The organism is Oleiphilus sp. HI0079, from assembly GCF_001635105.1.
This window is the reverse complement of sequence record NZ_LWFT01001228.1, coordinates 1-7,740: the sequence shown is the minus strand read 5'-3', so window position 1 is coordinate 7,740 and position 7,740 is coordinate 1. Positions and strand designations below refer to the sequence as shown.

The following is a 7,740-nucleotide window of genomic DNA, read 5'->3' as shown; positions in this document are numbered from 1 at the left end:
CATCAAGATAGATTATATCCATGTCGATGTTTTGGTTTTGGCAGGCTTGATAGAAAACAGGGAAATTTTCTATCCCGCTTTGTTGATTGCGTGCATCAATACTGACGGCTACTTTTGAAAGGCGCTCATCTTTGCTTAATGATGACTGGTTGCCAAGCTCTAAAAGGAGACCTACTGGCAAATTGTCGATGCAATAAAAACCAAGGTCTTCAAGCACGTGGAGTGCGGTGCTTTTGCCTGAGCCAGACCTACCGCTGATAATAACGAGCTTCATAGCATCTCCACGTTCAATGTAATATTTTTTCCTTAGGAAGTCATGAGTGAATAGAGTGCGGTGTCATTATCGGCTTCCCGAAGCTGGTTGCAAAACTCTGTATCGTTAAAGCGCTCTGCAATTTGGCTAAGCAACTCTAGGTGTTCGCTGCTGGCTTCTTTAGGTACGATTAAGACAAACAGTAAGTCGACAGGAAGGTTGTCGATTGCGTCGAAGGCAACCTGTTCTTTTAGAACAAACAGGGCACCAATAACCTGTGTACATTCACCCATACGGCTGTGAGGTATTGCGATACCTTGGCCTATTCCCGTGCTGCCAAGACGCTCTCGTGCGACGAGATTCTCAAACAGGCTGTGTTCGGGTAGGTCGGGTATCTTCGTCGCGATTGTCTCTGCTACATGCTCAAGCACTTTTTTCTTGCTTGAGCCAGGGAAGCCCGTTTGGGTCAGCCCTGGCAGCAGGATAGAGTCAATCGTTATCGAACTCTCGTTCATACTTTATCCAATATTTCTGGGTTTCTAGGCTGCACCGTGAGAGCGCGACACCTGTTTCTCTTTGAGTTTGAGTATTTGTCTATCGAGTTTATCAATAAGCTTGTCGATAGAGGCGTACATGTCTTCGTCCTCAGCTGTTGCGTGAACATCTGTTCCATAAACATGTAAGGTGGCTTCGGCGATCTGTCTCAGCTTTTCTACAGATAGGGTGACTTGCACATTCGTGATACCGTCCACGTGACGCTCGAGTTTCTCTAGCTTTTCGGTTACGTAGTTCTTCATTGACTCAGTGAGTTCAACGTGGTGACCGGCGATATTTACTTGCATAGTTATCTCCTCGTAGATTTTGTTAGCGTAGACGCTAACGGTCTGCTTCTAAATCACAAAACGCTTAATTCGCTTTTTACATCAAGCGTTTCCTTTCATTAGAAGGTGGAATAGACATCGCTTCTCGATATTTCGCTATCGTACGTCTAGCAACGTTAATTCCTTGATCTTTCAGTACTTCTGCAATCTTACTGTCGCTTAGCGGCTTCTTTGGATTTTCAGCGGCAATCAGCTTTTTAATGATGGCTCGGATGGCAGTCGAAGAACACTCGCCGCCAGAGGCAGTGCCAACATGGCTTGAGAAAAAGTACTTTAACTCAAAAATGCCGCGTGGCGTATGCATGTACTTCTGTGTTGTTACGCGCGAAATCGTAGATTCGTGCATGTCGACCGCTTGCGCAATATCGTGAAGAATTAATGGTTTCATTGCTTCTTCACCATAGTCTAGAAAACCCTGTTGGTGCGCAACAATCTTGCTTGCGACTTTGAGTAAGGTTTCATTCCGGCTTTGCAGGCTTTTGATGAACCACTTTGCTTCCTGCAATTGGTCTTTCATGAAGTTGTTGTCGGCGCTGTTGTCTGCACGTTTGATGAAGCCAGCATAGCCGCTATTCACTCGAATTTTAGGAGCGATCTCCGGGTTGAGCTCTACTTTCCAGCGGCCCTTTTCTTTTTTAACAATGACGTCTGGAACGACGTATTCTGGTTCGTTCTGGATAATCGCTTCACCGGGACGCGGGTTGAGAGATTGAATGAGCTTTAATACGTCGATCAGGTCGTCTTCTTTCAGGCGACTGCGTCGAATCAGTTGTGCGTAGTCGCGACTACCAAGTAAATTTATATAGTGACTAACGACTAGCTTTGCCTGGGGAAGCCACTTTGTTTCTGGATCTAGTTGGCGCAGCTGAAGTAGCAAGCATTCTTGGAGATCTTTCGCAGCCACGCCGGCTGGATCGAAGTGTTGCACCCGCTTTAATACTGCAGCAACTTCATCGAGTTCAACGGGATCTTCGTCTTCTTCGTTGAAGAGGCCTTGATGTATATCTTCAATATCGCTTCTTAGGTAGCCATCAACATCGATCGAGTCAATGATGCTTTCTGCTATAAAGCGGTCTCTATCTGAGAAAGGTGTTAAGTTGAGCTGCCAAAGGAGGTGATCGTTGAGTGTTTCGGTTGGCGAATTACGACTCTCAAAGTCGCTTTCCATCTCATCTGAACCAGAGCCAGATCCTGAGCTTGCTGGCCCCGAAGACTGATAAACATCTTCCCAGGCAGTATCAACAGGTAAGTCATTTGGAATCGAGTCACTAAATTCTTCACGCTCGCTGTCGTGTAGCTCTTTCGCTTCGACTTGTTGATTGCCCTCGGGTTCGCTTGACTGTTGATTGACGTTGCTCGACTGTTCATCGCTTGATGAATTGCTAGAGTCACCGCCATCTTCCATCAGTTCGAGCATTGGATTGGATTCAAGCGCTTCTTGTATTTCAGCTTGAAGATCCAATGTCGATAATTGCAGCAGTTTTATGGCTTGCTGCAATTGTGGGGTCATCGTGAGATGTTGCCCCATTTTGAGTTGTAGGGATGCCTTCATTACCATTTGTCGGTCATCCTAGCTTCTTGTAATGCTGGTCATTGTGGACTGTCGTCTCTTTATGCTGCCCAAAGGAGCTAGCTCGTTTTTCTATTTTAAGAACTTCCGAGGAGAAATTGAACGAGTTTTTCACTCTCATATATAAACCTTTTTTCACTGGAAATTGCACAATGAATTTGGTTCTAAATTGTAAACTCGTCGCCGAGGTAAACTTCTCGGACTTTTTCGTTTTTGAGAACGTCCTCGGGAGAGCCTGATGCGATAATGTGTCCATTCCCTACAATATAGGCTTGCTCGCAGATGTCTAGCGTCTCGCGCACATTGTGGTCAGTAATCAATACGCCAATATTTCGATCTCTCACCTGGCGAACAATATGTTTGATGTCGCTGACTGAAATCGGATCAACGCCTGCGAATGGTTCATCCAATAAAATAAAGTCTGGTTCCATTGCAAGGGCTCTGGCTATCTCAACTCGTCGGCGCTCGCCGCCTGATAAAGCCATGCCGTGGCTTTCTCGAATATGTTGAATGTGGAATTCTTCGAGTAGTTGATTGGCTTTGTCTTCACGCTGTTTGTTGTTTAAATCTTTTCGCGTTTGCAGAATTCCTAGGATGTTTTCATACACAGTCAGTTTGCGAAAAATTGAGGCCTCTTGGGGGAGGTAGCCAATGCCCGCTTTTGCGCGGCCATGCATAGGAAGGCTGCTTATGTCTTTATCGTCAATTAATATGTTGCCCTTGTCTTGAGGGACTAAGCCGACAATCATATAGAAACAGGTTGTTTTGCCTGCGCCATTCGGACCGAGAAGACCAACAATTTGCCCAGATTGAATCTCAAGTGAAACATCGATAACTACTTGGCGTTTTTTGTAGCTTTTGGCGAGGTTCTTTGCCTGAAGGGTTTTCATGCGCTAGAGCTTGTCCTCATTTGTACTTGTTTCCGCTTCGTTTGAAGGGTTCTGTATGTCTTCCGTTGGCGTAGTCGGTTGGTTAGGGAAGTACTGAATTTTAACGCGTGTTCCCGTGCTTTCGTCGCCTTTGGCTCTAATTGCTTTTCGCATAATGTCATATTCAATTCGATCACCCGAAAACGAGTTCGTCGTTTGTGCAAGCTTCGCATCGCCACTAAATATAAGAACGGCTTCTTCGGCTTTGTAAGTGATTTGCTCAGCCTGCCCGGTGGTTGCGTCGTCACTGCCCGGGTCTTGTTGGTTGAATGTCGCAGGAGAGCCGATGGCGACTATTTGCGTGACGCTGCGGTCTTTTGCGAAGACAGTAATGTTGTCAGCGGTAAGCTTTGTACTGCCTTGTTTTATAAGTACGTTGCCGCGGTATGTTGAAAGACCTTGCGAATCGTCAATTGTTGCGCTGTCGGATTCGATCTCAATGGGTTGGTTTCTATCAACGTCTATGGCATGACTCTGCGCGGGAAAAAGGGCAAGGCATGCTAGAAAACCGATCAGCGCATTCAAGCTATTTCTGGGCATTGTAAGTGCCTCGAACGCGCTGCGGTAGCTCAATTTTTCTATCATTTAGTGATGCCTTAAGGCCTGACGAGGTCAGCGTATTATGATTTTGGGTTATCTTAACCTTGCCGGGAGTCGATATAAAGTCATTCACCGTGTCGATGCGAAGATCCTCTGTTTCGAATGTAATGAGATCGTTAGTTTCTCCAACGCGAGACATCAGTACCTCGTTTTGCAAGGTTAGCATTCCGGTGTCTGTTCGATATTGTCCATCTTTTGCGTCTAAGCGAAATTGTTCGCCTGTTTCATTAACATAGTCGATCAGTGGGCGTTCAGTTTCAATAAGGTTTTCGCTTTCGTAATAGTATGATCGCTGCGTTTTGATGAGCAGTTGCAGCTCGCCTTCCTCATTAAACTCTTTTAGTTCGGTGCCTTCGGCAAAGGCGCTTGGTTTTCGTGTAGTGTCTTCCTGAATCAATGACGTCTTTTGTTCCAGTTGATTCGCGTAGTAGATGCTGACCCCAAAGACGGCCACTATGAGAGGTATAACAAAACGAGATCTGGGCTTAAGCCGTGCCATGACAGTGCCTACTTCTCTAAGAAGTGTTGATGGATGCCATCTAGCAGATCTTTGGCGTCGAGAATTAAATCGCAAACTTCCCGAACTGCGCCTTCACCACCTTTTGTATTCGTGCAGTAGTCGGCGTGCTGGCGAACGAATGGGTGGCCGTTTGGTACGGAAAAACCTAGCCCGCTAGCTTGCATTGCAGATAGATCTGGCAGGTCATCGCCCATATAGGCGCATTGCTCCCACTCTAATGAAAGTGCTTGGCGAACGCTATCAAGAGCGACGCGCTTGTCTTCTCTGCCTTGGATCAAGTGTTCGACGCCTAGGTCTCGGGCGCGACGCGCAACCAGGGGTGAGTTGCGGCCTGTGATTATGGCGACATTGATACCATTCTGTTGCAGGAGTTTTATGCCGTGCCCATCTAGAGTGCAAAAAGCTTTCAGCTCATCTCCCTGTGCTGAAAAGATGATGCGACCATCGCTGAGCACTCCGTCTACATCTAGTCCAAGAAGTGCTATGTTTTTTGCCTTTGAACGCGTTTGTTCATCGAGCTGCTTGCTCATACAACACCTGCTTTTAGTAAATCATGCATATGAATTACACCGACTAGGGTTCTGTCAGGCTCGGTAACCAGCAGACCTGTGATTTTATATTCTTCCATTACATGCAGGGCTTCGGCTGCCAGCGCATCTTTGTTAATGGTTTTGCAATTTTTGGTCATAATGCTGCCGATGTCGGTTTGATGTAGGTCTACCTGTTCGTCAAAGGCGCGGCGTAAGTCTCCATCAGTGAACAAACCTTCTACTTTGTTGTCGTTATCGACAATGGCAGTCAGCCCAAACCCCTTACGTGAAATCTCAAATAAGCCTTCTGATAAGGAGGATGAGGGCGGTACGCTTGGCACTCTATCGCCGATATGCATGATTTGCTCGACGGTTAGGAGGAGCTTTCTTCCTAGGCTCCCACCAGGGTGCGAAAAGGCAAAGTCTTCTTCAGAAAATCCGCGTGCTTCAAGTAGTGCAACTGCAAGCGCATCGCCTAATGCTAAAGTCACTGTTGTGCTTGAGGTTGGGGCGAGACCAAGAGGGCAGGCTTCGGTTTCAATGCTGATGTCTAATGATACATCGCTTGCCTTGGCGAGTGTGGAGCTCTGCTTGCCGGTCATGCTAATTAGGGGGGCGCCCATGCGTTTGATCAAAGGCAAGATCGTTACAACTTCTTCAGTTTGGCCGGAGTTCGATATAGCGAGAACGACATCTTGCTGAGTAATCATTCCTAGGTCGCCATGACTTGCTTCGCCAGGATGGACAAAGAACGCTGGGGTGCCAGTACTGGCGAGTGTGGCGGCAATTTTATTAGCGATGTGACCAGACTTTCCCATGCCAGTCACGACAACGCGTCCCTTGCAGGAGAGCATGATTTCGCAAGCTTTCTCAAAATTGCTGTCTATTCGATCGAGCAGGGCATTTACTGCATTTCGCTCAATCTCAATGGTGCGCTTGCCTGATTCAATGTAATTCATGCTAGTGCTGTAACCGAGTCCTTGTAAAGAATAACTAGATAGACAATATAGCTGCATAAAAGCGTGATGCCGGCTATTTTACCAATTTGGTCGCGCTTACTCACATGATTTACTAGGCAAAGAATCGCAAGCCCAAATGTGAGTACAAGCATAAAGCCGTAATCCCGGAATAACGAGACCTGGTCAATGATTGGCGGCGATATAAAGGCGGGTATAGCCATGACGGCAAGTAGATTGAATAAGTTTGACCCTATTATATTTCCTAGCGCCAGATCATGGTGGCCTTTTAGTGCGCTTGCAATCGAGGCTGCCAGCTCTGGGAGGCTTGTGCCAATTGCGACAATTGTTAGCCCGATGATGAGATCGCTAACGCCGAGCTCGGTGGCGATGCCGCTCGCGCCCCAGACAAGCATTCTTGAGCTCAAGACCAAAGCAACAATGCTTCCAATAAGGTAAAGGTAAGCTTTTGCTTGAGGGATGTCGCTGGCTTCATCTATCTCTTCTGGAAGCTCTTCGGAAGATGAAGAAAGCTTGGCGAGCGCGATCAGGGATATGATGAGTAAGCCGGACAAAATCAAGCCGTCGTAAAAAACGATCGTGCCGTCGATTATAACGAGCGTCGCAAGGCTGGTAGCAATTAATAGAATAGGCAGTTCGACTCGAAGTATGCCAAGCTTAATCGGAATCGCTGAAACGAGCGTAGTTAGTCCAAGAACTAATGCAATGTTCGCAATGTTGGAGCCAATGGCGTTGCCGACTGCCAAGTTGCTTGAGTCTTGTAGCGCAGCCATCGCAGAAACAATCAGTTCGGGAGCGGATGTCCCGAAGGCAACGACGGTCAAGCCGACGAGCATGGGGGTCATTCCGAGATGCAATGCAGTAGATACCGCACCTTCAACAAAACGGTCGGCACTCCAGATTAGAATAACCAGTCCTACAATAAGGGCTACACTGAACACTAACACTTGATTTGCTCACAAAATTCGATGGGGGAAGGAGAGCGCATTTTGCTGAACTTACCTTGTCAAAGCAAGCTTAATGCGGTTCGTGAAATCTTGTTTAGTTTTAACTTGTAAATGACGAACTAGGCTCGCTAGAATCTAGCCCTCCTAGGATGTGTTATAAGAATACAGGAAACCATTTGTCCTCCTACATTGAAGTCGAGAGTCTCTGTTTCTCTCGGGGTTATCGAAATATTTTTGATGGTTTGACCCTGTCTATCCCGCGCGGCAAGGTGACCGCGATCATGGGCCCTAGTGGCATTGGCAAAACGACCCTTTTGAAGCTGATCGGCGGGCAATTGCGCCCCGATTCAGGGCGCGTCTTAGTGGATGGCCAAGACTTCCAGACGCTGAGTCGCGAAGACTTGTTTGAGGCGCGTTCCAAAATGGGAATGCTGTTTCAAAGCGGTGCGTTGTTTTCGGATATTAGTGTATTTGAGAATGTTGCCTTCCCACTAAGGGCGCACACGAACCTTCCTGAGGATATGATTCGGGAT

At 47.0% G+C, this 7,740-nt stretch carries 11 protein-coding genes; 1 reads left to right on the top strand and 10 read right to left on the bottom strand.

Translation table 11 applies throughout. From position 1 onward, the window contains the following. The 10 genes from A3750_RS21755 to A3750_RS21710 form a co-directional block, all read right to left on the bottom strand. Positions 1 to 274 (bottom strand): RNase adapter RapZ (locus A3750_RS21755; RefSeq protein WP_304440221.1); only part of this gene is annotated, 274 nt, incomplete at its 3' end. Positions 275 to 306: 32 nt separating this feature from the next. Beyond that, positions 307 to 768 (bottom strand): PTS IIA-like nitrogen regulatory protein PtsN, encoded by a 462-nt coding sequence (gene ptsN / locus A3750_RS21750; RefSeq protein WP_068452856.1) that lies wholly within the window; start codon positions 766 to 768, stop codon positions 307 to 309. A 24-nt stretch (positions 769 to 792) separates the two neighbouring features. Further along, positions 793 to 1,095: a ribosome hibernation-promoting factor, HPF/YfiA family gene (gene hpf, locus A3750_RS21745; RefSeq protein ID WP_068452858.1), complete on the bottom strand. Its 303-nt coding sequence runs from the start codon at positions 1,093 to 1,095 to the stop codon at positions 793 to 795. Between the two features lie 76 nt (positions 1,096 to 1,171). Further along, the gene (locus A3750_RS21740; protein ID WP_068466067.1) at positions 1,172 to 2,686 is read right to left on the bottom strand and encodes an RNA polymerase factor sigma-54; all 1,515 of its coding nucleotides are present in this window, start codon (positions 2,684 to 2,686) and stop codon (positions 1,172 to 1,174) included. Positions 2,687 to 2,868: 182 nt separating this feature from the next. Continuing rightward, the gene (gene lptB / locus A3750_RS21735) at positions 2,869 to 3,594 is read right to left on the bottom strand and encodes an LPS export ABC transporter ATP-binding protein (RefSeq protein WP_068455346.1); all 726 of its coding nucleotides are present in this window, start codon (positions 3,592 to 3,594) and stop codon (positions 2,869 to 2,871) included. Between the two features lie 3 nt (positions 3,595 to 3,597). After that, on the bottom strand, positions 3,598 to 4,173 hold the full coding sequence (lptA, locus tag A3750_RS21730; RefSeq protein ID WP_197466270.1) for a lipopolysaccharide transport periplasmic protein LptA: 576 nt from the start codon (positions 4,171 to 4,173) through the stop codon (positions 3,598 to 3,600). After that, positions 4,160 to 4,732, bottom strand: a complete 573-nt coding sequence (lptC, locus tag A3750_RS21725) for an LPS export ABC transporter periplasmic protein LptC (protein ID WP_068455349.1) — start codon at positions 4,730 to 4,732, stop codon at positions 4,160 to 4,162. Before lptC ends, lptA begins: the two co-directional genes overlap by 14 nt. Before the next feature lie 8 nt (positions 4,733 to 4,740). Further along, the gene (locus A3750_RS21720; protein ID WP_068455353.1) at positions 4,741 to 5,283 is read right to left on the bottom strand and encodes an HAD family hydrolase; all 543 of its coding nucleotides are present in this window, start codon (positions 5,281 to 5,283) and stop codon (positions 4,741 to 4,743) included. Beyond that, entirely contained in the window at positions 5,280 to 6,242 is a 963-nt protein-coding gene (locus A3750_RS21715) for a KpsF/GutQ family sugar-phosphate isomerase (protein ID WP_068454978.1), read from the bottom strand. Before A3750_RS21715 ends, A3750_RS21720 begins: the two co-directional genes overlap by 4 nt. Continuing rightward, the gene (locus tag A3750_RS21710) at positions 6,239 to 7,207 is read right to left on the bottom strand and encodes a calcium/sodium antiporter (protein WP_068454989.1); all 969 of its coding nucleotides are present in this window, start codon (positions 7,205 to 7,207) and stop codon (positions 6,239 to 6,241) included. Before A3750_RS21710 ends, A3750_RS21715 begins: the two co-directional genes overlap by 4 nt. Positions 7,208 to 7,383: 176 nt before the next feature. On the opposite strand from A3750_RS21710, the gene A3750_RS21705 reads away from it, so the two are divergent. Further along, positions 7,384 to 7,740, top strand: a 357-nt coding sequence (locus A3750_RS21705; protein ID WP_231871915.1) for an ABC transporter ATP-binding protein, incomplete at its 3' end; no start/stop codon positions are given.

What these genes read in the sequence shown, in the direction of transcription:
- A3750_RS21740 (WP_068466067.1), bottom strand. Translation starts at nt 2,686, where the DNA reads ATGAAGGCATCCCTACAACTCAAAATGGGGCAACATCTCACGATGACC.
- lptA (WP_197466270.1), bottom strand. Translation starts at nt 4,173, where the DNA reads ATGCCCAGAAATAGCTTGAATGCGCTGATCGGTTTTCTAGCATGCCTT.
- lptC (WP_068455349.1), bottom strand. Translation starts at nt 4,732, where the DNA reads ATGGCACGGCTTAAGCCCAGATCTCGTTTTGTTATACCTCTCATAGTG.
- A3750_RS21720 (WP_068455353.1), bottom strand. Translation starts at nt 5,283, where the DNA reads ATGAGCAAGCAGCTCGATGAACAAACGCGTTCAAAGGCAAAAAACATA.
- ptsN (WP_068452856.1), bottom strand. Translation starts at nt 768, where the DNA reads ATGAACGAGAGTTCGATAACGATTGACTCTATCCTGCTGCCAGGGCTG.
- lptB (WP_068455346.1), bottom strand. Translation starts at nt 3,594, where the DNA reads ATGAAAACCCTTCAGGCAAAGAACCTCGCCAAAAGCTACAAAAAACGC.
- hpf (WP_068452858.1), bottom strand. Translation starts at nt 1,095, where the DNA reads ATGCAAGTAAATATCGCCGGTCACCACGTTGAACTCACTGAGTCAATG.
- A3750_RS21715 (WP_068454978.1), bottom strand. Translation starts at nt 6,242, where the DNA reads ATGAATTACATTGAATCAGGCAAGCGCACCATTGAGATTGAGCGAAAT.